This is a genomic window from Pedobacter kyungheensis (genome assembly GCF_000812965.1).
Taxonomy (GTDB): domain Bacteria; phylum Bacteroidota; class Bacteroidia; order Sphingobacteriales; family Sphingobacteriaceae; genus Pedobacter; species Pedobacter kyungheensis.
The window spans coordinates 76,932-98,700 of sequence record NZ_JSYN01000011.1 but is presented as its reverse complement, the minus strand read 5'-3'; the positions used below and the strand labels follow the sequence as shown (position 1 = coordinate 98,700).

Genomic DNA, 21,769 nt, shown 5'->3' with positions numbered 1-21,769 from the left:
AACAAATGTGCCAAACAAAAAGCTGAAATCATTTACCACAATAGTAAAAATGATGTTGGCCAAACAAAATAAAATTTTATTGCGTTAACTTTGATCTCTATTCTACCACTATGGCCAGCCCCCTTAAAGATTTATATTCACCAGCGTTTTACAACAGGTTAAGCAGTGCATTAACCACTACTATTCCAGGTTTTGATACGCAAAAGTTTACTCAAAACATTTTTGTAGCGCAGTTCGATTCCATGGAGCTGAAAGAAAGAATGAAGCACACTTCGCAGGTATTGTATCATTTTTTACCTAAGAACTATTCGCAAACCATTACAATCCTCAAAAAAACAATAGAACAGCTAAGAATTCAGGGTATTGGTGAGGATGGATTAGCTTATATGTTTTTACCCGATTATATTGAAACTTATGGCATTGATGATTTTAAAAACTCGGTAGAAGCGTTGGAGTTTGTTACCCAGTTTGTAAGCTGCGAGTTTGCCGTGCGCCCTTTTATCTTGAAATATGGTAACGAAATGATTTTGCAGATGCAGCAATGGTCGTTACACGAGAACCATAAAGTGCGCCGGCTGGCTAGCGAGGGCAGCAGACCGCGCCTGCCATGGGCCATGGGTATTCCCTTCCTAAAAAAAGACCCGACTTCTATTTTACCGATTTTAGAAAACCTTAAAAACGATTCTTCCGAATATGTAAGGAGAAGTGTAGCCAACAGCTTAAACGATATTGCGAAAGACCATCCACATATCGTTTTGCAGGTAGCCAAAAGCTGGTCGGGCTTAAGTACTGAAACCGATGCCCTGATTAAACATGGTAGCCGCACCCTTTTAAAACAAGGCCATGCCGAAATTTTGAAACATTATGGTTTGGATGATACCGGCATTGTACTGAAAGATTTTAAGCTTTTAACCCCGAGAGTAAAAATTGGCGAAAGCCTGACTTTTTCATTTACGATTAGAAACGAAAATCCCACAGAACAAAAGGTAAGGCTTGAATATGCAGTGTACTACAAAAAGCAAAACGGGCAGAACACCAAAAAAGTTTATAAAATTTCGGAAAGGATTTATCCTTCAGGTGCCGAAATCAGCATCATCCGCAAGCAAAAATTTGTATTAATTACCACCCGGAAATTCCATTTAGGCGATCATCAGGTTTCGATGATTATCAATGGAGCAGAAAAAGATCTGGTATGTTTTGAACTGGAGGCTTAAAGTAAATTGTAGTCATTCCAAATCAGCAAAATCTGTTTGATCTGTGGGAGAAATTGGGCAATATGTGAATTATTTCCCGCCGATTTAAGAAGATTAACGCAGATACGTGATTATCATCTGAACTGAATTAAAAAAAAGCAACCAGATTTTAAAACCTGGTTGCTTTTTCTTTATGTAGAGTTTTTTTTAAATGGTGTTTTACAGCAACCCATACAAACCGTGTGCATAATTCCGTAAGGAAGCCGATACTGTTTTCATTTTATCGGGCGATGGTCCTTTAACTTTATAAGCCTCTGGATGAAGGGCTAAAGGTTGCTCATCGGTTTCTGCTGTCGTGTTTTTGTTGCTTAATGTAGCATGTTGTTCTTCGCTTAATTTTAAAGGTGCCATGATCTCGAATTTATACTACAATAACAGGGCAGATTTAAATATGTTTTCCGGTTTAGCTTAATTTTTCAAATTAATTTCCGATAGTGGAAATCCAGTTTTCAGTATCAGAAATTTTAACAGGTGTTGCACTTGCCACAATCTTTAAAACACCTCCGCCATTGATATCTTCCTGGGTAATATAATTTTTCTTAAAAGGCTTTCCGTTCAGAAAAACTTCTTTAATGTATTTGTTTTTTAAGCTAAAATTAACGGTTTCAATTTTAAAGGTTTTTCCCTGCGGCAGCTTGTAAGTAACTGTGGGGAATAAGGGCACATTTAAATAATAAACCGGCCAGCCTACACAAGCCGGAGAAAAACCACTGGCAGCAAATATATACCAGGCACTCATTGCGCCAGCATCATCATCCATCGTACGCAAATAAGCATGCGGCTGGTTGCGGTAAATTTTACCGATATAACTACCGATGCCGCGGCTGTTGTCGTTAAAGTAATTCTGGATCACTGTATCGGCAGCCAGTTGATGCATCCAGTACTGAGATTTATATCCCAATTTGGTTACATTGTACATTAGCGGCACCTGTAAATCAGGTTCGTTGGCATGGTTATACAAATCGCGGTCAAAAAATTCATCCAGTTTGGCCAGGTACGATTCTTCTCCCCCATCAAGCTCGATAAGTCCTTTAAAATCGTAAGGCACAAACCACCTGTACTGCCAGATGGTTCCCTGATATAAACCTCTTGCCTGCATGCGGTCCACATCATTCTTACTCATGTCTTTAAAATCTTTGTTCCAGTATTTTTTGTACTCCAAGGCTTTAGCGAGGTAGTAATCAGCTTTTTCCTTGTTCTTTAAGATCTTAAATATTTCGGCCAGTGCCCAGTTATCGTAACTCGATTCCAAAGCTTTATCGGGCGATTTATAATCCAGGCCATTTACTTCTTTCACCAAAGAATCGGCTATTTTATTAAAATCCACTGGATATCCTTTTCGGTAGGCATCCAGCAATACTACAATGGCATGTTCTGAACGTACCGTGTTGGAAGGCTCATTTTGACCTGCATAATCTTTTTTACCCGATTGATAGAGATCGGCAATGGAGCTAACCATACCCGCATAACGGTCTTGCGCAATTAACGAAAGTAGAGGCAACTGTGTGCGGTAATTATCCCAAATGGCCCATCCGTTGTAACGGATTTCTTTGTCTTTCTGTTCTTCTCCCTTAGTGTTCCGGTAGGTACCATCGGTTTCTGAAATAACATAAGGCGACTGCATAGTACGATACAGCAGTGAATAAAATAGCTTCGCACTTTCCAAATCGCCATTTACTGCAATTTTCGACAAATTGGCATTCCAGTCTTCTCGGCTTTGCGCCTTTACCGCAGCAAATGGATTTTTATTGATCGACGCTTTTGCAGCGGCTACACTAACCGAAGAAAGCGCAATATTGATACCAGCAGAAGTGATACCTGATTGAAGTGTAGCAATTAACTTATGCTCACCAAGTACTTTCCAGGAAACATTTTCGCCCATTTCCAGGTAGTAAAACAGTTTATATTTACCCACGCCACAGGTGGTACGGGAAGTAATCCAACCGCTAACGGTATTGCCGTTTACTTCATGTTCTTCGGCTACAAATGCACCATTAAAAGCATAACCTAAATCGAGGTAAAAACCTTTTGCACCTACCGGGAATTGATAAGCATGCTTACCGGCCTTTCCAAGCACAGTAAAACTGGCTTTAATTTTATTTTCGAAACCCACTTCATAATAACCAGGACCTGCCTTCTCCGTTGCTTTAATTAGCTCCGACTGTGCCGGATCAGTACCTAAGAAGGGTTTGATGAAGATATTTCCCCCAGAACCCTGACAGCCTACTCCTTCAAAACGGTTATGCGTAAAACCTTCAAATTTCTTAGCCAGATACTCGTAACCCGTATGGGTTTTAGGGTAAGTCTGCGGGCCGATACTTAGCATACTGAAAGGGTAAGATGCTGCCGGCGACATCTGTCCGTGATCTGCAGAAGAACCTAAAAAAACATTCACCTGATCGACAGGTTTAGCTGTACTAACGGAAAATAAGCTTGTTTTCTGCTGAGGTAAAACGTTTAACGAGAAGAGTAATAGCACTGCTATTATTGGGATTGAAAACTTCATTGCTGTTTGGTTTTAAAATTGCGCCAAAATAACATTTTAAGATGAAGTGAAGGTTATGTTTTAGCTTCTTTACAAAACAAAAAAGCCATTCCGAAAATTCGGAATGGCTTTTAATATCGTATTTGCCTTAAGCTTATTTTACCGCAACCGGAACAGAAATCTTATCCCAATCTAAAGAGAAACCGCTTTTGCCAATTTTATAAACCAAACGCTCCTGAGTAGCTTTCAAAGCTTTTGTTTTTACATCAACGCGCAAAGCATCTTTAGCTTCTTCGTATTTATAAGCCCCCCATTGTTTAGGCTCTTTGTTAAAAATAGCTGTCCAGGTTCCGCTTTCTTTAGGGATTAAGAAGAAGCTATATTTACCAGCTGGCAACGCTTTACCTTCTACCATAATGTCTTTGTCGGTTTCGAAAGTTGTGGCTTCGTTTGCACCTGCACGCCAAACTTTATCCCATGCTTCTAAACCACCCCAAATTTTACGACCTTTTACCGCAGGGCTGCTGTAGTTGATGGTAATGGTTGCATTTTTAATTTTACCTGTTGCAGTTGCCGCAGGACTTGGTTTAGGCTGCGCATCTTGTGCCATTGCACTTACAGAAACCGTAATTGCTGCAAATAACATAGCGATTGATTTGATCATCGTTTTCATAGTATTGTATTTATCTGTTTTTGTTGTTTTTGATTTTACGAATTTATGGCTTTAACACGATAAAACAATAATCCTGAATAAATTGATACCGGAATGACGATTAGGGCCACCTATCCAGATCCTGTCCGTAGAGTTAAGCGTAATGACACCAACCAGTAGGATGAATGAATTACTCCGTGCGTTCAGTGCTTCCGTGGCAAAAAATACCGACCACAATACTGAGAATAAGCTTTAAAATATTTGTGCTCCTTGTGCCTTTGTGGTTAAATATAAATGATGGTTCGTGTGGACACGAACCATGGGAAGGTAAAAGAAAAACTCAGCTGGTTGGTGGTGACACCAACCAGTAAAAAAATGGTTCGTGTGGACACGAACCATGGGGAAATAAAATTTATTGACTTACAACCGCCTTAGGTTTATGAAACAATAAGCCCAGCAGTGAAAACCCAATTACTGCAGCTGCACCAATTACGTTAAGCCACAAAAAGGAAACAATATCAAATTCGTATACCGCAACTACCACAATCTCGGCCAAAATTGCAGCAATAAAAACCAGTGGTCCATCAATTTTTTTGAAATAAAAGGCCACCAGGAAGATTCCCAGTATTGGTCCGTAAAAGAGAGATCCCAATACATTTACTGCTTCGATAAGCGACCCCATCTGTGTAGCAAACATGGCCACAGCAATTGAAAAAATGCCCCAGCCCAGCGTGTGCAGCCTGCTGTATTTCAGCTCGGTTTCATCATCTACAGCTTTGGTACCGAAAATGAGATGTACATCTTTTAAAGAGCATGCCGCAAGCGAATTAAGCGCGGCAGAGATAGATCCCCAGCTGGCCAGAAATATCACCGCAAAAAGCAATCCCACCATCCCTACCGGCAGTGTATTTTTGACAAAATATAAAAAGATATAATTGGTATCTGTTTTCTCTGCGTTATAGTTCGATTGGTTAATGGCCTCTTCTACCCGTGTATGCAAATCCTTCACCTTGCTTTGGGTAGCTTTAAAGTCAGCTATTGCGACACCTAACAAAGGTGATTGCTTATCCTTTTCGGCCAGAATAGTACGCGATTGCCGGGTAAACTGCTGTTCGAGTACGTTGTGTTCTTTCTCGAAGTCAGCTGCCTGCTGAGGCGATTTTTCCTTTAAAAATTTATAGGAACGTTCGTTAAAATAAATGGGAGCCGGTTTTAAAGAGAAAAAAGCAAAAAGTAAGGCACCGATTAAAAGAATGGCAAACTGCATGGGGATTTTAACCAGACCATTTAGCAGCAATCCCATCTTGGCATTGGTATTATCTTTTGCAGTGATATACCGCCCTACCTGACTTTGGTCGGTACCGAAATAAGAGAGCGCCAGGAAAAAGCCCCCGATGAGTCCGCTCCAGATATTGTATTTATCTTTCCAATCGAACTCAGTGGTGATTACATTCAATTTACCCGATTTGCCGGCCAGATAAAGCGCATCCTTAAATCCAATTCCATCGGGCATGTGCTGAATCAATAAGTAGCCAGCAAATGCCATAGTACCCAAAATAATTAAGAATTGCAGTTTCTGGGTATGCGCGATGGCTTTGGCTCCACCCACATAGGTATAAATCAGCAAAATACCTCCCGTAAGAATATTGGTTAAATAAATATTCCAGTTTAAAACACTCGATAAAATAATGCTTGGCGCATATATACTAATCCCGGTTGATAATCCCCTGGAGAACAGGAACAGCAATGAAGTAAGTACCCGCGTTTTTTTATCGAAACGGTTTTCCAGATACTCGTATGCCGTGTAAACATTCAGTTTTTGAAAAATGGGAATGAAAGTAATACAGATTACAATCATGGCCAGCGGCAGACCAAAATAATACTGTACAAAGCGCATTCCATCGGTATAGGCCTGGCCCGGTGCCGATAAAAAGGTAATGGCGCTGGCCTGTGTAGCCATAATGCCCAACAGCACAATGTACCAGGGCATTTTGTTATCGGCCTTCAGGTACGAGGCATTGTTTTTTTGCCCGCGACCAATAAACACACCGTATGCCACTACAGCAAAAAGGGTAAATATCAATACTGCCCAATCGATATTACTCATGCCCAGAATTTAGTAAAGAGGTAATAAAATACAATCTGAAACACCAGTGCAAGCGCCAGCAGAATGTACCAGGTATTCCAGTTTTTAAGTTGGTTTTTCATTTACTTCCCTGCTGATAAAAAATTAAAGAATAGCCTGGCAGCGCCAACATTTCCAGCAGGTAACTGTCTGAAGAAAGCAAGCGGACTATAAATAAAATTACCTTTACCATATTTGGCGTATAAGGTCGATCCCTGCAAAGGTTCCTCATCGGTATCGTGCATTTCAAAAAGCGTTTCGTATTTATCGTCCCATTTATCAGGAAAATAAGCGCCACGTTCCTGCACCCAGCCTTTAAAATCTTCGGCAGTTATTTTGTTTGGATAGTTCAACAGCTTGTGATCTGGTTTTAAGATTTTTACCTCAGCATTTTCTTCGGTTACCCTTTTGCCGCTAATACTCAACGGGTAAATGCCGAAATCCTGCAGCGCCATATCCTGAGTGGTGTTATATTGCATTACAATAGTACCTCCATTTTCTACATAACTACGTAGCGCAGCTTGCCAGTTTTTAATTCTTTTCTCGGTATTAATCACACGCACACCGGTTACCACTGCATCGTAAGTAGCCAATTTTGCAGCATTCAGGATATCTGCTTCGGTTAACACATCAACCTGCAAACCCGCCTGTCTTAAAAACTCCGGAATTAAATCCCCTGCACCTTCAATATAACCTATTTTTTTAGCCAATACCTTTACATCACCTTTTATTAACCAGGTTGTGGCAGGCACAAAATACTGTAAGGTTGGCAAATGTGGGTACTGAATCAATACCTGCCCGCGGGTGTATTCGGCACTTTCTGATGAAAACACCGCTTCAAGTTTATTCTGGCTGGTTTTAATTGCCGCCAGGTCTTCAGCAGGAATTAAGAAATTGCGGGTATTGATGGTATTCTCAGCCAGGTTAATACCTTGAAAGGTTTTGATCACCTGATTGCCGATTTTGAAGCTGATTTTACCATAATTGAGATTCTTATTGGCCCTTAAACGCAGTGTAATATTCAAACCTTCTTTCTCTTTGGCAAAGTAAACCGGTTCGGTAAAGCTCAAATCAAGCGCCGGAATAATGCGCAGGCCTTCAACCACATCGCCTTTAACGGGATCGAGCTTCTTGAACGACAAAGGCAATTGTACATCAAATTTTTCGGTTTCAATTTTTAAAGAAAGTAGTACGTTAACAGGCGATTGCACTTCTGGTAAGCCAATCAATGTATCGTTAGGCACGCTAAAAGTTGCCGCGTTTTTTGCCGGTTTAGCCAACCAGTAAGGCTCTGTTGGAGCAGCATCGGTTGGAATCTGGATTTTACGTTCGATGGTAATTAACGAATCGCCTGATAGTTTCCTGTTGAGATTATCGGTTTGATTTAACCAGTTTACGCTTTCTAAAATTACCGGGCTTGCCGACCGCGAAATGAGGTTTAAACGGAAGTTATAACTGTTACCGGCAATGGCTTCTGGTTGATTAGTTACTACCTCGCCCATAAAACCTACGCAGCTTAAAATAATATGATCTATAGTAGCAAGTTTATCTTTGCGTAAATCTGCATCAGGCAATGCGGCTATCTTTTTACGAAGCATGAGCAGGCCATGTAAACTTTTATCGGGCTGGTTGTAATTGAACGATAATAAAATAATATCGATCAGTTCATCAATGTCGCCTACACCTTTGTCAGACCAGTTCATGTTTAAGCCATCAAAAAGCCCCCTTTTAGCAGGTTCGCCAGCTACGTGGGTAAAATACTCGGTGCGCACACCAGCTACCGACTGCGTACCCGCGCCCTGGCTTTTATGCAAACTTCTGCTCAATCCGGCCAGTTCGCCATAGCCCATACCCAATTGCGCGTCGTACTGACCTACGGTAAGCTTTAACTGATTTTCGGCAGTGGTATTAACAGAACCAAACCTGAAGGTATTCCACAACAACCTTTTAGGCTGCCAAACCGAAACGTATTTCAGCTGATTGGGAAACATGTTTTTATCTGCCGCGGCCTTAAAAGCTTTTTCGGCTACCACAGCTGAAGCGGCATGTTGGCCGTGACCTGCCGCAGCAGTAGGCGGAAAGCGGCAGATAATTACATCGGGCCTGAACTTGCGGATTACCCAAACTACATCCGCGGTAATACTATCGGCATCCCATTGTTTAAAAGTATCGTTGGTATTTTTAGAGAAACCAAAATCAATAGCACGGGTAAAAAACTGCTGTGCACCATCCAGTTTCCGGGCTTCTAAAAGCTCGTGCGTTCTAATCAACCCCAAAGCAGCGCCTTGTTCAGTACCCAGAAGGTTTTGGCCGCCATCGCCCCGCGTAAGCGATAAATAGGCAGTTTCTACATTTTGATCGTTAATTAACCAGGAAAGTAAACCTGTATTTTCATCATCGGGGTGTGCAGCTAAATATAAAACCTTGGGCAAGTGCTTCAGGGTTTTCAGTTCTCTGTAAATCTCGGCCGATTTTGCCGGGCGCACTTGTTGGGCAGCACAGAACATTACCGGTAAGCATAGGGTGAATATGGCAGTTAATCTTTTGAACATACTATTTGTTTTGCAAAACTCAAATATGCTCAAAAAGCTTTTACTTTAGCGCTTTGGAAACGAAAAAGGTACAAAAAATGGCGCTTTGCAGATTTATTGCGTTTTAAAAAGCGTTTCGAGCAAATGGATGTAAAGACTTATCCCCTCCTCTATTTCTTCTATCCTGATAAACTCATCGGCCGTATGCGATCTGGCCGATTCGCCCGGCCCCATCTTAACCGAAGGCATAGTAAGCCAGCCCTGATCGGAACTGGTAGGCGAAACATAGGTTTTTCTACCCAACGCCAGTCCGGCCACTACCAATGGGTGTAGTACATCAATATTGGATGGATTGAGCACATTGGGCCGAACATTGAAACTGCATAGGGTGTGATTGATAATAACATTCAGAATCTCGCGTGGCGTATAGTTGTGATCGAAACGGATATCGACTGTAAAATGGCATTCGCCAGGTACAATGTTGTGTTGTAATCCTGCATTGATTTGCGTAGCAGTCATTTTTACCGGGCCAGGCAAATGGTCTTCTATGGGAAACTGAAAGTGCGAAAACCATTCGATATCTTTTATGGCTTTGTAAATGGCATTATCACCTTCTTCACGTGCAGCGTGCCCTGAACGACCCTTCGCCACACAATCAATCACCATCGAGCCCTTCTCGGCAATAGCCATGTGCATACCTGTTGGCTCTCCAACTATGGCAAAAGAAATGGGTTTAAGATCGTCCAAAATACTTCTGATACCGTTTATCCCCGAGGTTTCTTCTTCGCCTGTGGCTGCTAAACATAAATTAAACGGAAGATCAGTCGATTCATAAAAATAAATAAAGGCCGAAATGAGCGATACCAATGAAGCCCCTGCATCATTACTGCCTAAACCATGTATTTTTTCATCGTAAATCAGCGCACGAAACGGATCTAAGGTGTACTGCTCATTGGGTTTTACCGTATCGTGGTGTGAGTTGAGCAAAATAGTTGGTTTGGCATTGTCGAAATATTTATTGTAGCACCATACATTATTGTTTTTGCAGATGGTGTTAACGCCGTGCTTGGCCAGATGGGATGCTATTTCGCTGGCGGTACCCTGCTCTGAACCGCTAAAAGAGGGTATGGAAATTAAAGTGGATAAAAGCTCGAGTGCCTCTGTGTACAATTGGTTTAAATCGGGATGAGCGGTCTGTTGTTTTTCTGCGATGTTCATAATTAAATGCTTTTAAGGTTGAGGTTTTGTTTCAGTTGAAGCGTATTTTCTGCACTGGCAATAATTTGATCGATATGTTCTGGGCTGAACAACATGGCGGTGCATAAGCAGTTGCTTCTGTTTTTACTTTCGAGGATTGGATAGTTGATGCAACTTTTGCAGCCTTCCCAAAACGCGGGATCCCGGGTAATTTGTGCAAAGGTTACCGGTTCGAATCCCAGCTGATTGTTCATTTTCATGATGGCTGCACCCGAGGTAATGCTGAATATTTTCGCATCAGGATATATGCGGCGTGAGAGACTGAAAATTCTGTTTTTAATACTTTTGGCAACCCCCGAATTTCTAAATTTGGGCGCCACAATTAATCCCGAATTGGAGATGAAGGTATCTTTTTCCCAGCTCTCGAAATAGGAAAAGCCCACCCATTCGCCAGCAGCAGTTACCGCAATCACGGCTTTCCCTGCATTCATTTTTTCGACAATGGAGGCCGGAGTTCTTTTCGAAATACCAGAACCCCTTAACAATGCTGAGCTTTGTGTTTCAGCTACAATTTCTTCTGCATATTTTGCGTCTGCGCTGGTAGCAACCCTGACAAAAATTATTGAATTGTTCATTTTAATAAAATTTCATACTTGCCAGACATCAAATGCAATACCCACAGCACAACAAAACAATTAAAACATTGATTATCAATACAAAAATTTAAATCAAGTTTAAAGCTATCGCAGCAGCAACAAACAAAACCCTGCCATTTTGAAAAGCTTTTTACCATATTGAAAAGTTTTCAAACCAACTGGAATTAATTCAGCCCTTTGACAATTAAGCCCTGAGGCTGATTTCTAACAATCGTTAATTATTCGGTATATTTATTGTTAATATTGCAGCATAAATTGAACCTATGAATGGGATGGTGCTCATCATCGATGACGAAAAGAAAATCTGCAGTTTACTTTCCAGAATTATAGAACTGGAGGGCTTTAAAACCTTACAGGCTAACACTGGGAAAGAAGGGTTAAAACTTTTAAAAAACAACGATGTAAGTATCGTGATCAGTGATGTTAAGCTGCCTGATGTGAATGGCGTTGCATTGGTAAAGGAGCTTAAAGCCATTAAACCTTTCGTCGAAATCATTAATCTTACCGCTTATGGCACCATTGCTGATGGCGTGCTTGCCATTAAAAACGGAGCCTTCGATTACCTTGTAAAAGGAGACGACAATGATAAAATTATTCCCCTTTTATACCGCGCCATGGATAAATCCAATCTGCAACGACGTGTTGCGGACCTGGAAAACAAAATTGCTCAAAAACACAGTTTCGAAACCATTATCGGCCAATCAAAAGCTTTAAAAGAGGCAATTGATCTGGCCCGCAAAGTAAGTGTAACTGATACGACTGTTCTGCTTTTAGGAGAGACGGGCACTGGCAAAGAGGTTTTTGCACAATCTATCCACTATGCAAGCCTCCGGGCCGACAAGCCTTTTGTAGCATTGAACTGCAGTGGCTTTAGTCCGGATTTGCTGGAAAGTGAGCTTTTTGGCTACAAAGCAGGTGCCTTTACCGGAGCCAATAAAGATAAAAAAGGCTTGTTGGAAGAAGCCAACGGTGGCACCTTGTTGCTGGACGAAATTGGCGAAATGAATCTCGATCTGCAAGCCAAACTATTGCGCGTACTCGAGAGCCAGACCTTTATTAAAGTGGGCGATACGCATACCCAACAGGTAAACGTAAGGGTTTTAGCAGCCACCAATAAAGATTTGAAAGGCGACGCCGCTTCCGGTAAATTCCGTTCAGACCTTTATTACCGTCTTTCAGTTTTCACACTCACACTTCCGCCGCTACGTGAACGTAAAACAGATATCCCTGCTTTGGCCAAACACTACTTAAAGGCTTTTGCAGATAAAGTAAATCGTTCAGTGCCTAAAATTGATGATAAAATCCTTTCCATCCTCGCCGACCACAGTTGGAAAGGCAATATCCGTGAACTCAAAAATGTAATTGAACGCCTGGTAATCCTTTCAGATGGCGATACTTTAAGTGCCACTGCCCTGCCCCCTGAATTTTTCGAATTTATGCCTGCCGAAAATGAGTATAATTTACAACAGATCGAAAAACAACACATCCAGAAAGTACTCCTGCATACCAAGGGCAACAAAACAGAAACTTCGAGATTACTGGGCATTGGCTTAACTACCCTCTACCGTAAAATAGAAGAATATCAAATTAAAGAGATCTAGTGGAAAGCATAAAGACTAAAGCTAAAAGACCAAAGCTGAAAGCAGGTCTCCTATAGGCACATCGTCATTTCGAGCGCAGCCGAGAAATCTATCTTGAGCCTAAAACTCAAATGCCCATAGGTATCTTAGGTGGTAAATGAAAGTCAGGAGTCGGAGGTCCGAAGTCGGAAGACCGGACGTTAAAAGGATGGAAGGTGGAAGGCTGGAAGGTAAAATCTAAAGTCAAATAAATATCGTTTCACCCCCCCCTTAAATGCCCTTAGGTGTCTTAGGTGGTAAATAAAAAGTGTGGGATCGGCGCCTTATATGGTGAAACAGCCAGACTAAGCCCCAAAGCGAATCCACTTATCCCCTTCATGCCCAAATATAAAAGAGCCGGGGTGAAGCATTTCGGCAATATTTTCGATTAAAGAGACGGCATTTTCGGCAGTTCTTTCACGGTTTACGTCGTCATTGAGTAGGATAATGCGGTTATTTTGCACAGCTTGCCAGTCGGTGTTCAAAGCAGCCGGTACCTCACGCATTAAATCGGTAAGTGTTTTGCCTGGTTGATAATAAATAATAAATACCGCATTTAAAACATCGGCTTCTACCATTCCACCAGCCAGCGCGATCTCTTCGGTTAACAGATAATTTGGATTATTGCTGGTATCCAGACAGGCTACCGGCATTTTATCCATAAATTTAATCTTATGTTCTACTAAATCTAAACGTTCCTGTAATTCTTCCTGTTTAGTAGCATCGAGGCCAATAAATAAATCGTTTAAAAAAGACATCTGCATTAAATTTATTAATTTGTGCAAAAATAACATTCCTACCCGATGCGAGGCTCATTTAATTATATATTTTGGATTTTTTGTGCTACCCTGATTTTTAGCTGTAAAGAAAACACCAGTCACCCAGACAAAAAAGTCTTCAATATTAACCTCGATCAGGGCCTGACCTCCATAGATCCAGCCTTTGCCCGCAACCAGAATGCGATTTGGATGACCAACCAAATTTTTAATGGCCTTGTGCAGGTCGATTCCGTGTTGCAAACCATTCCCTGCATTGCCAAAAGCTGGCAAATTTCTACAGATGCTTTGACTTACACTTTCCACCTGCGTAATGATGTATACTTTCACGACGATCCTATATTTAAAAACGGCAAAGGACGAAAAGTTATAGCCAGCGATTTTGCCTATAGCTTTTACCGGTTAATTGATCCGAAGGTCGCTTCATCTGGCGGATGGATTTTTAGCGATAAAGTTAAGGACGAGCATAATTTTATGGCCTTAAACGATTCTACTTTTCAGATTAAACTCGTGCGCCCCTTCCCTCCGTTTATGAGTTTGCTTACCACGCAGTATTGCTCAGTAGTACCTAAAGAAATTGTTACCCGTTATGGTAAAGACTTCAGGAGCCACCCTATTGGCACCGGGCCATTTAAATTTAAATACTGGAAAGAAGGTGAAATTCTGGTGCTTTTAAAAAACGATCACTATTTCGAAAAAGACGCCAACGGTAAACAACTGCCTTACCTCGATGCTGTAAAAGCTACCTTTATTACCGATAAACAGAGTGGATTTATGAGTTTCTTGAAAAAAGACCTCGATTTCTATTACAATGTTGATGGTAGTTATCGCGATGATATTTTGACCAAAGGCGGAAAAATGACCACTAAATACAAGGGAAAATTCAGTTTGACCAAAAGCCCTTACTTGTGTACCGAATATGTAGGCATATTGGTCGACACCAATCTGGCTATTGTTAAAAAATCGCCTTTGCGATTAAAAAAAATCAGGCAGGCCATTAATTACGCTATCGATAAAGATAAACTCATTAAATATCTTCGCAATGGCATTGGTGTAGCGGCTACCTCCGGTTTTGTTCCTAAGGGCATGCCTGGATTTGACAGCGTTGCAGTAAAGGGATATGCCTATAACCCTAAACTGGCCGCCAAACTTTTAGCAGAAGCAGGTTTTCCGGAGGGTAAAGGTTTAGCAGAAGTTACCCTGAATACCACTACAACTTATAAAGATCTGATTGAGTTTATACAAGGCGAATTAACAGCCGTTGGAATTAAAACCAAAATTGATGTAAGCCCAAGTGCAAGCTTAAGGGATTTAATGTCTAAAAACCATGTTAATTTTTTCCGTGGCTCCTGGCTGGCCGATTATGGTGATGGCGAAAATTTCCTTTCGATGTTCTACTCCAAAAATAAGGTACCCTACGGCCCTAACTATACAGCCTTTTACAATAAGGCCTTCGATGCGTTATTTGAGCAGAGCTATTATGAACCTGATAACGAAAAGCGTTTTGCACTGTACCGTAAAATGGACCAAATTGTGATGGATTATGCCCCAGTGGTTCCGCTTTTTTACGACCAATCTGTGGTGATGTTACAAAACAATATCTCGGGTTATTCTTTTAATCCACAGAGCCTGATGATTTTAAAACGGGTTCAAAAAAAGTAAAACGTGCTACTTTTTATCCATTAATTTACGCTTCAGAAAATCGGCGGTAGCCTCGCTTACCTTTAAGCCGTTTGAAAATTTCATCCAATGGTGCGTATCATCTGGAATGACTAAATATTCAAAATCAAACTTCTTGTCTTCGAAACGTTTGGCCAAATCAACACTCTGGTTAAAGGCCACATTGCGGTCATCATCGGCATGAATAATTAGCGTTGGCGAAGTCCAGGTGTTAATGTAGCTGACCGGCGAAGATGACAAAGCAATTTTAGCTGCCAATGCAGCATCGGGTGCAGGTTCTTTACCTTCGGCAGCCTGATTGCTGAAACGGTTGTTTACCCCATGAATATCTACACCAGCAGCAAACAGTTTAGAATCTTTTCCGAGTGCCAACGCAGTTAAATAACCGCCATAAGAGCCTCCGTAAATACCTACTTTAGTTTTATCGATGTTAGGCTGGGTAGCCAGCCACTCTCCGGCGGCTTTAATGTCCTGATATTCTGATGCCCCCTGCGCCCCTGCCCCCATTGGTTTATGAAAATCGAATCCATAACCAATACCTAAACGGTAATTAACAGCTAGTACCGTAAAGCCCAAATTAACAAGGTATTGATTCAGTGCGTAATCAATTGAATAGTAATCCATGGGGTTCCAGCCCAGCAACATTTGCCTTTGCGGGCCGCCATGCACATATACAATTGCAGGCTGGTTTTTGATCGCTTTCCTGGGCGAGAAGAGCTGCCCGTAAACCGTATTACCATCGGCCGCTTTAAACTGCACATGTTTGGGCACCACCATTTCTTTAACTGGAAAATCAGCTGGAATCAGCGAATCACCAATCAGCGTCACTTTTTTCCCTGCGTTAAGTATAGCCGGTAAAAGCGGTCTTTGCGCGGTAGCGCTCAGGCAGAAAAAGGTTTGGTTATCACCCGTAATTACCGGGTAAGCCTCTATCCCTTCGCCACTGCTTAAGGGCTGCATATTGGCTTCATTTACCGAAACCTTGTAGATGTGCCTCCTATCCAAATCATCCTGATTTTTGCCTGTGTTGGCTGCAAAAACCAGGGTCTTTTTATCGTTGCTCAGTTTAATATTTTCGACACCATAATTGCCCGGAGTAAGTAACAACCTGCCCGTACCATCGGGATTGATGGCGTACAAGTGCGGCCAGCCATCTTCGTAAGAAGTAAATACAATTTTACCCTGCGCCCAGTGTAAATTGGCACCTCCATCAATAGTCGGATAGGAGCCTCTGATCGTTTCAGGCGCTTTCCAAATCTGCATGCCCTGACCAGTTGAAATATTAACTTTGCGAATGGCCCAGGGCTGGTGTTTGCGGGTTAAAACAGAATCCGTTTCGGTACCTGTACCGGGTGTACGGATAAAAGCAATTTCACTTCCATCTGGCGACCAAACCGGCATATTATCCCTGGAAAAAGATGGTGATAACCATTGTACCGGGGTTTCATCGTTGGTGTACACCCCTATAAAAGCGTGATCGCTTCGGTTGGAAACGAAAGCCACTTTTTGCCCATCTGGCGACCATTTATAACTTCCGTTTATACCTTTTGCGTAAAACAGATTTCTGGAAGGTAAAGAGCCATCAATTGCGGAAATTAAAATCTGGCCTGCTTTGCTAAAAAGTACCTGTTTACTGTTGGGAGAAATTGCCGGGTTATCACCCTCACCAAGCACAATTACCTTTCCACCGCCATAAGGAACCGCTAACACCTGTACTTTAGGTGCAATTGGAGATGAATTTGCATTAACCGGGCCGCCATCTCTGCCACCATGATCTCCACCGCGCACAAAAACAATCCAGTTCCCATCAGGCGAAACAGATAAACTGGTTAACTCCTGACCATCATCTTCATTGTAGCTGGTAATTTTAATGGCTTTATAATCGGGCGCCGTTGCTGTATAAATATTTCTCCTACCCTGTTCGTTTGCGGTCCATGCTATTTTTGAGCCGGTAGGCGCAGCTACCAACTGGCTTGGAAAAGGATAAGATAAAACAGACTTTAGGCTAAACGACTGTGCAAATATTTTTGAGGTAAAAAGGAGCACAAACAGAATAAACAGCGATTTTTTCATTCCTTCTGATTTTGGGATAAAGCAGTTAATGCATGGCGTTTGGCGGATAACATCTGGCGAAAAGCATATCAAATGCTTTCCGCCACACGCTTAACGCTTTACTGATCCCACCACAATTTGGTTGTACGTGGTACATCAACAGGTACATTTCCTCCGTTTTTACTTCTTTCGCCCTGGGTATAATCCAAACGGCGGATAAAGGAAGGAAGCGCTGCATTGGCTGGCATTCCAAAATCTTTATACTTGTAATCGAAACGGCGGGCATCGTTCCAGGCTTCAGGATTTAAGTAGGTAACAATGTACTTTTCTTTAAAAATAAGGTCTTTGGTTAAGGCCGCAGCACCAACCGCTACTAAAGGATTGGCCAGGTAAGCATCCCGGTTAGCTGCTGTAACGGTAAGTTTATCCATATTGGCACTTATACCAGCCAGATACGCGGCATAAGATTTTACCTTATCGGTACTAAAATAAGCCTCTGCCTCAATAAATTTTAGCTCGGCATAGGTAACAATCAACAAAGGAGAAGTATCGCTGGTCCAGGGCGAATTTCTGGAAATGTAACATTCATCTTTAGTGGTGTTGGCACCAGGCAAGCGGTTACCGGCACCATTTACCGTTCCGATATATACATTATTGATGGTTTTATCGGTAATCTTTTCAATACGGGGATCAAAAACAGTAAAAGTGGTGCCATTCATCGCATCAATAAGTTGCTCAGACAGCCAACCACCTAACGATTGCTGCGCGTTAGATAATGCCACATTAGCCCATGGATTACGTTCTTTAAAAGTTGCCATACCTGCATCATCAGCATTGGCAGTAAAAGAATTGCTCAGTGCAGCCAGTATTGCCGTAGGGTTGTACGAGCTGGTTTTACTCACCTTATTCAACAATCTTGCTTTCAACGCATAGGCCATTTTTAGCCAGTTTGCCCTTTCGGCAGTAGTTTTTCCATAAATTAAATCGCTGGTGGGCGCCAGTTTAACAGTCGAGTTGGTTTTAGCCAGTTCTACAATGGCTTCATCTAAAAGCGCCATGGCCTGGTTATACACATCCTGCTGTTTATCGTACTTCGGCCTTAGGTTATTGATGTCAAAAGCTTCAGAAAACGGTGCATCGCCCCAAAGGTCGTTCACTAAGGTAAGGTTATAGGCAATAATTACATCGGCCACGCCTTTATATTCGCTCGATCCCTGGGCAATGGCCAGTTTCTTCATTTCATTGGCATCGGCCATGGCAAAATAAAGGGCATCCCAGGTAGCGCTAAAATCGATGGCCTGATAAGTATCGCCTGCACCATTGGCTGTTGGATTAGCCGTATATTGCACATAGGGCGCAGTAATACTTCCGATGAAATAATTGTTGTTTCCAATTTTATAGGTTGAGGTCGCCAGCAAAGTACTGAGTGTAGCTACAGGAACCTGGTTCGGATTATCAGACAGGGCATCGAAATAGCTGTCTTTACAGCTTTGCAATCCTAAAGTTGCAATTAAAGCTGAGCATAAGGTATATTTTATAATCTTTTGCATCGTAATACTATTTAAAAACCAACATTAAGGGTAAACATTATGGTACGGGCAGAGGGGTAGGTAAAACCTGCCGACCCATCGTTGTTGCTACCTGCATCGAAAGAACTCGACTCAGGATCTACACCATAATATTTGGTCCACAACCATAAGTTATTTCCGGTAACCGAAAGTGAAGCATTTTTAATGGCTTTTGCCGGCAACCAGTTTTGTGGTACATTGTAGGTTAAACTTGCCGAACGTAAACGCACCCAGGATGCATCGCTAACAAAAGGCTCTGAAACGTTACGGTAATAAATACGGTAGTAACCCTCGCCATAATCTACACCATCCGGCCCAAAACGCTGCCCCATGTAAACCGGTTTGGTATTGGGCTGGCCATTGGCCAGTACACCATCAAACACTTTCGTTGTTCTTCTATCGGCAGTATAATCAGGTAAACCGAAAGCCGAATAGAAATCTTCGAGCCAGTTGTATTTTTCAAAACCTAAACGGGCATCGAACAAGATATTTAAACTAAAATCTTTATACCTGAAGGTGTTGCCTAAACCTACAATATAATTTGGCTGCGAATTACCCAAAAGCTTCTGCTTACCGCCCGAAATACTCGGAAAACCATTGGCACCGATTAGTAAAGGCAGATTTTTATCGAGTACAATCGGATCTTCAGTCTGGCTGCCGTAATAACGGTTAAAATAACTGCCATAAATATTACCATAAGGCTGGCCCTCGATGAGTTTCATGGTTACGCCGGCATTTCCATAACCTCTTGCCGCACCATAAACAATCTCGGTTATTCCGTTAGGCATAGTCAGCACTTTATTTCTGTTGGCCGATAGGTTCAGGTTTACATCCCACCTGAAATCTTTTGATACAATGGGTTTACCATTGATTACCAATTCTACCCCCCGGTTCCTGATATCGCCGGCATTAATAGATTTGGTTACATAACCTACTGCAGATGAAATCTGTGTCTGGATAATCTGATCCTGGCTCAACGAGTAATAATAGGTAAAATCGAATCCTAAACGATTTTTAAAGAACGACATTTCCAAACCAGCTTCGTAGGTATTGGTAAACTCGGGGCGAAGATCGGGGTTACCCAGGTTTGGTGCAATGGTCAAACCTCCGGTACCTGTTGGTAAAGGGGTATAGGGTGTATATCCGGTAAAAGTCGAATATTCGGAAGCATCTTTACCTATGCGGGCGTAAGACAGGCGTAACTTAGCCTGACTGATTACCTCTGGCAGCTTAAACTGATCAGAGAACACATAACTTAAACTTGCAGAGGGATAAAAGAACGATCTGCTTGCTTTAGGCAAGGTAGAGGTAATATCATTTCTTCCGGTGATGGTTAAGAAAAGGTAATTTTTATAATCAAAAGTAGCCTCACCAAAATAACCAACCAGCCTTTTTTGCCTTGAACTCTGGCTTGGTGTTAGCACACCCGCATTAGCGAGATTAAAGAAATCGTAAACACCCAGAATGCTACCAAGTGTACCCACTTCTTTTATCTTGCGGTCGTAAAGCTCTTGTCCGAGCCTTAAGGTTCCGGTAAGGTCGTCGGTTAATTTAGTGGTTAAGGTGGCCACAAAGGTGCTGTTAATGGTCCTGAACTTGGTATTGTACTCTCCATAATAGCCCTGTGCGTTATCGTACATGGCCTCAGTTGCATACATCGGGCCACGCGCGGTACGCACCCGGTTATCGTTATAAGTATCAAAACCCAAACGGTAAGAAAAGTTAAGCCATTTCGCGGGATCGTAGGCCAGGCTCAATCCACCAATAAAGCGGTTAACATCGCCTTTAAACCTGTTATTGGCCGTGCCCCATATAGGATTGTTGGTACCAATATATTTTTGCGAACCATCTGCATTCTGATAGTCGGAAACATCGTAACGTGGCGACCAGTAGGCCAAACTTTCGCCAAAACGATCGGCGCTGTAAGTATAGCCACCCGAATTGGTAAAATTCATGTTTACCGAGGCTTTAAATTTCGGGCTAATGGTAAAATCAGTATTTAACCTGCCTGAAAAGTTTTTGTTATCGGTATTGGGCATCATCCCTTTCTGGTACAATTGCGAAACCGACGAGAAAAACTTAACTACATCGCCACCGCCTGCAACGGAAACCGAATTTTTTATTTGCTGACCAGTACCAAAAGCCTGATCGTAGTTGTTAAACAGCTGATCGGGATGTGTTGGATCGATTAGTTTTGCCTCTGCTATGGTTGGACCCCATGCCGGGCCAATGCCGCCCGGAGGGTTAGTATAAACACCTAAAACACCCTGTGTATATTCGGTTTGCACATCAGGGCTTTTTAACACCTCATCAAACCCGTAACTGCTGTTCAGGTTAACCGTAACACCGTTTTGTTTACCTCTTTTGGTTGTAATTACGACTACCCCATTGGCACCTCTTAAACCATAAAGTGCCGTGGCTGCACCACCCTTTAAAATATTGATGGTTTCAATATCTTCCGGATTAATATCAGAAGCCCTGTTGGTTACTCCCCTTGCCCCAAAGGCAGTACCATCGGGGTTTGCACCAACGGTTGAGGTTGAGTTATCAATCTGTACGCCATCAATCACATACAAAGGATCACCCGAAATATTAGGATCGATGGAGTTTACGCCCCTGATTCTGATATTTGCCCCCTGGCCAGGCCCTCCTCCGGTACTGGAGATGGTTGCCCCTGCAATTTTGCCTTGCAAGGCATTTAACAGGTTAGGCTGATGGTTATAGTTTAAATCGCTCCCACCAACTGATTGCGCTGCATAACCTAAAGATTTGGCTTGCCGGGTAATACCCAAAGCGGTAGAAATGGTTACCTCCTGCAGTTCCTGCGCATCGGGCACCAATGTAGCATTAATGGTGGTTTTATTGCCAACTGTAATTTCCTGGGTTTTATAACCGATTAAGCTGATCACCAATATCGAACTGGAAGCTGGCGCTTTAATGGTAAAACTACCGTCGCTATTACTCGACGTTCCGGTACTTGTTCCTTTTATTTTAATGCTTGCCCCCGGCAATGGTCCGCCATCATCAGACGAGGTTATTTTTCCCGTAATTGTTTTTACCTGAGCCATTGAGGATAGCCCCAGCAGTAAAATACAAAGAAAAAAAATTGAGGTAAAGGTTTTTCTCATATCGCTGTAATTTAGGTTAATAATGTTAGCATATGCAATATAAGGTT

Annotated in this window: 14 protein-coding genes; 3 read left to right on the top strand and 11 right to left on the bottom strand. The window is 42.1% G+C overall.

Features of this window, described 5'->3' with window-relative positions:
- Positions 1-110: 110 nt before the first annotated feature.
- Complete coding sequence (locus tag OC25_RS10870; RefSeq protein WP_039475647.1) at positions 111-1,214, top strand: DNA alkylation repair protein; 1,104 nt, start codon at positions 111-113, stop codon at positions 1,212-1,214.
- Between the two features lie 198 nt (positions 1,215-1,412).
- Here the strand turns inward: OC25_RS10870 and OC25_RS10865 are convergent, their stop codons facing one another.
- From OC25_RS10865 to OC25_RS10835, 7 genes are all read right to left on the bottom strand, one after another.
- A complete protein-coding gene (locus tag OC25_RS10865; RefSeq protein ID WP_039475646.1) occupies positions 1,413-1,604 on the bottom strand; it encodes a hypothetical protein in 192 nt (63 codons plus the stop codon).
- Between the two features lie 70 nt (positions 1,605-1,674).
- Positions 1,675-3,759 carry a glycoside hydrolase domain-containing protein gene (locus OC25_RS10860; protein WP_039475643.1) on the bottom strand — a complete coding sequence of 695 codons (2,085 nt, stop codon included), beginning with the start codon at positions 3,757-3,759 and terminating at the stop codon, positions 1,675-1,677.
- 133 nt (positions 3,760-3,892) lie between these two features.
- On the bottom strand, positions 3,893-4,411 hold the full coding sequence (locus tag OC25_RS10855) for a DUF2911 domain-containing protein (protein ID WP_039475639.1): 519 nt from the start codon (positions 4,409-4,411) through the stop codon (positions 3,893-3,895).
- 391 nt (positions 4,412-4,802) lie between these two features.
- Positions 4,803-6,497: a sodium:solute symporter family protein gene (locus OC25_RS10850; protein ID WP_039475636.1), complete on the bottom strand. Its 1,695-nt coding sequence runs from the start codon at positions 6,495-6,497 to the stop codon at positions 4,803-4,805.
- 101 nt (positions 6,498-6,598) lie between these two features.
- A complete protein-coding gene (locus OC25_RS10845; RefSeq protein ID WP_039475633.1) occupies positions 6,599-9,067 on the bottom strand; it encodes a PIG-L family deacetylase in 2,469 nt (822 codons plus the stop codon).
- A 93-nt stretch (positions 9,068-9,160) separates the two neighbouring features.
- Positions 9,161-10,264, bottom strand: a complete 1,104-nt coding sequence (locus OC25_RS10840; protein WP_052266137.1) for a M20/M25/M40 family metallo-hydrolase — start codon at positions 10,262-10,264, stop codon at positions 9,161-9,163.
- A gap of 2 nt (positions 10,265-10,266) precedes the next feature.
- On the bottom strand, positions 10,267-10,878 hold the full coding sequence (locus OC25_RS10835; RefSeq protein WP_052266136.1) for an N-acetyltransferase: 612 nt from the start codon (positions 10,876-10,878) through the stop codon (positions 10,267-10,269).
- A 284-nt stretch (positions 10,879-11,162) separates the two neighbouring features.
- On the opposite strand from OC25_RS10835, the gene OC25_RS10830 reads away from it, so the two are divergent.
- On the top strand, positions 11,163-12,500 hold the full coding sequence (locus OC25_RS10830) for a sigma-54-dependent transcriptional regulator (RefSeq protein WP_039475629.1): 1,338 nt from the start codon (positions 11,163-11,165) through the stop codon (positions 12,498-12,500).
- A 323-nt stretch (positions 12,501-12,823) separates the two neighbouring features.
- Here OC25_RS10830 and OC25_RS10825 read toward each other — a convergent pair whose 3' ends face one another.
- Positions 12,824-13,276, bottom strand: coding sequence for a substrate-binding domain-containing protein (locus OC25_RS10825; RefSeq protein WP_039475753.1), 453 nt, complete (start codon positions 13,274-13,276; stop codon positions 12,824-12,826).
- A gap of 45 nt (positions 13,277-13,321) precedes the next feature.
- Here OC25_RS10825 and OC25_RS10820 point away from each other — a divergent pair, with 45 nt between their 5' ends.
- Positions 13,322-14,956: an ABC transporter substrate-binding protein gene (locus OC25_RS10820; RefSeq protein WP_039475627.1), complete on the top strand. Its 1,635-nt coding sequence runs from the start codon at positions 13,322-13,324 to the stop codon at positions 14,954-14,956.
- Between the two features lie 6 nt (positions 14,957-14,962).
- Here OC25_RS10820 and OC25_RS10815 read toward each other — a convergent pair whose 3' ends face one another.
- From OC25_RS10815 to OC25_RS10805, 3 genes are all read right to left on the bottom strand, one after another.
- On the bottom strand, positions 14,963-17,047 hold the full coding sequence (locus OC25_RS10815; RefSeq protein ID WP_039475624.1) for a S9 family peptidase: 2,085 nt from the start codon (positions 17,045-17,047) through the stop codon (positions 14,963-14,965).
- A 98-nt stretch (positions 17,048-17,145) separates the two neighbouring features.
- On the bottom strand, positions 17,146-18,576 hold the full coding sequence (locus tag OC25_RS10810; protein WP_039475621.1) for a SusD/RagB family nutrient-binding outer membrane lipoprotein: 1,431 nt from the start codon (positions 18,574-18,576) through the stop codon (positions 17,146-17,148).
- 11 nt (positions 18,577-18,587) lie between these two features.
- Entirely contained in the window at positions 18,588-21,722 is a 3,135-nt protein-coding gene (locus OC25_RS10805) for a SusC/RagA family TonB-linked outer membrane protein (protein ID WP_039475618.1), read from the bottom strand.
- Between the last annotated feature and the right edge of the window lie 47 nt (positions 21,723-21,769).

Coding starts and splice junctions, on each gene's coding strand:
- OC25_RS10870 (WP_039475647.1), top strand. CDS start 111: ATGGCCAGCCCCCTTAAAGATTTATATTCACCAGCGTTTTACAACAGG.
- OC25_RS10865 (WP_039475646.1), bottom strand. CDS start 1,604: ATGGCACCTTTAAAATTAAGCGAAGAACAACATGCTACATTAAGCAAC.
- OC25_RS10860 (WP_039475643.1), bottom strand. CDS start 3,759: ATGAAGTTTTCAATCCCAATAATAGCAGTGCTATTACTCTTCTCGTTA.
- OC25_RS10855 (WP_039475639.1), bottom strand. CDS start 4,411: ATGAAAACGATGATCAAATCAATCGCTATGTTATTTGCAGCAATTACG.
- OC25_RS10850 (WP_039475636.1), bottom strand. CDS start 6,497: ATGAGTAATATCGATTGGGCAGTATTGATATTTACCCTTTTTGCTGTA.
- OC25_RS10845 (WP_039475633.1), bottom strand. CDS start 9,067: ATGTTCAAAAGATTAACTGCCATATTCACCCTATGCTTACCGGTAATG.
- OC25_RS10840 (WP_052266137.1), bottom strand. CDS start 10,264: ATGAACATCGCAGAAAAACAACAGACCGCTCATCCCGATTTAAACCAA.
- OC25_RS10835 (WP_052266136.1), bottom strand. CDS start 10,878: ATGAACAATTCAATAATTTTTGTCAGGGTTGCTACCAGCGCAGACGCA.
- OC25_RS10830 (WP_039475629.1), top strand. CDS start 11,163: ATGAATGGGATGGTGCTCATCATCGATGACGAAAAGAAAATCTGCAGT.
- OC25_RS10825 (WP_039475753.1), bottom strand. CDS start 13,276: ATGTCTTTTTTAAACGATTTATTTATTGGCCTCGATGCTACTAAACAG.
- OC25_RS10820 (WP_039475627.1), top strand. CDS start 13,322: ATGCGAGGCTCATTTAATTATATATTTTGGATTTTTTGTGCTACCCTG.
- OC25_RS10815 (WP_039475624.1), bottom strand. CDS start 17,047: ATGAAAAAATCGCTGTTTATTCTGTTTGTGCTCCTTTTTACCTCAAAA.
- OC25_RS10810 (WP_039475621.1), bottom strand. CDS start 18,576: ATGCAAAAGATTATAAAATATACCTTATGCTCAGCTTTAATTGCAACT.
- OC25_RS10805 (WP_039475618.1), bottom strand. CDS start 21,722: ATGAGAAAAACCTTTACCTCAATTTTTTTTCTTTGTATTTTACTGCTG.